This is a genomic window from Azospirillum terrae (assembly GCF_053470425.1).
Map to the genome: position 1 here is coordinate 1 of NZ_JBPXMR010000049.1, position 1,514 is coordinate 1,514.

At 65.7% G+C, this 1,514-nt stretch carries 1 protein-coding gene; it reads right to left on the reverse strand.

The window, feature by feature from the left end; genetic code table 11:
- The coding region (gene istA / locus ACSVDD_RS29640) for an IS21 family transposase (RefSeq protein ID WP_448192998.1) at positions 1 to 1,034 on the reverse strand (1,034 nt) is incomplete at its 3' end.
- Positions 1,035 to 1,514 lie beyond the last annotated feature (480 nt).

Sequence of the window (1,514 nt, forward strand, 5' to 3'; positions counted from 1 at the left end):
GGCACGGAGTAGTAATGGCCGTCGGCGATCACGTGGTAATCGGCGCCGACGGTCCGGCCAAGGTCCCATTGTCCCACGACGTAGGGATCGCTGGGCAGAGGCCGCAGCAACGCCCGTTCCTCGGCCTCGAACACTGAGCGGCGGGTTCCCTCGCGCGGCGGCGACAGCGGCCGGTTGTTGAGCTCCTCGCGCAGCGGCATCATGGCCGCGTTCAACTCGCCCAGCGAGAAGAAGGTCTGGTGGCGCAGCGGCGCCAGCACCCAGCGTTCGACCTGCAGGACGGCGTTCTCCGCCGCGGGCTTGTCGCGCGGCTTGCGCACACGGGTCGGCAGGATGGCGGTGCCGTAGTGCCGGGCCAACTCGTAGTAGCTGGCGTTCAGCACGGGGTCGAAGAAGTTCGCCTTGGTGACGCCGCTCTTCAGGTTGTCTGGCACCAACGCGCCGGGCACCCCGCCCAGGAAGCTGAACGCCTGGACATGGGAAGCGAGCCAACCCTCCAACTGCTGGGTCCACGTCGCCTCGGTGTAGATCAGCCCGGAAAACGGCAGGCAGGCGACGAAGATCTGCGCCTCGCGCGCTTGGCCGCCGTCCATCACCACGACGGTGTCGCCCGTGTAGTCCACCTGCAATGCCTCGCCGGGGCGATGCTCCCGGCGCAGCGTGACGCCGCGGCCCTGCTCGCGCCGCCAGCGGCGGAAGCAGTCGCAAAACTGGCTGAAACCGTAGCCGCCGGGGTTGGCCTTGATGTACTCGCCCCACACCAGCTTCAGGGTGAGGTGCTTGTGGCGACGCAGGTCACGCTCGACCTCGGCCCAGTCGGGCAGCGGGCGCTCCTCCAGCCACTGGCCATCATCGGCGCGCTGGAACAGGCGCCGTTCCAGCGCCTCCTCGCTCAAGTCACGCACCTGCTCCCAACGGGTCAGCCCGGCCTTCTCCGCCCGGGCCAGCAAGCCGTTCAGGGTGCCGTTGCTGAGGCCACAGCTGCGCCGGATCTGGCTGTAGCTCATGGCGAGATCGTATCGGAGCCGAAGCACTTCTTTCACCTTCCTCATCGCGATCCTCGTTCTCGGCATGCCGTGTCTCCTCTTGGCAGAGGAGCAACGGCACGGGCCGTTACTGGTGCGACGAAGGCGCGAGAAGCCGCTCGGCTGCTCAACCCGCTCCGCTGTTCATGCTGCCGTACAGGCCGTTCACTTTCCTCCGGTCGTCCTGTTCAGTTTCGAGCGCACTATGCACGTTATAGGATACAAATCCTCTTTGGCGAGGTGCGCCCGCATGATGCCGAGCGGAATGCAGCGCTCCACCGAATCGCGCGGCCTTATGGAGCATACACCACCAAGCAATCTTCCTAAACGTGCGACGGATCCTGTAAAATATCATTGCGAGCGAATGTAGGGCCGCGACGATGCGCAACACGGAGTTGGTCGACGCGCTGGTGAGCAAGCGCGCCGAGTTGATGGACAGGTTGGCAACCCTTCAGCGTGAGATCGAGGCCGCGCGCTCCGACATCACCA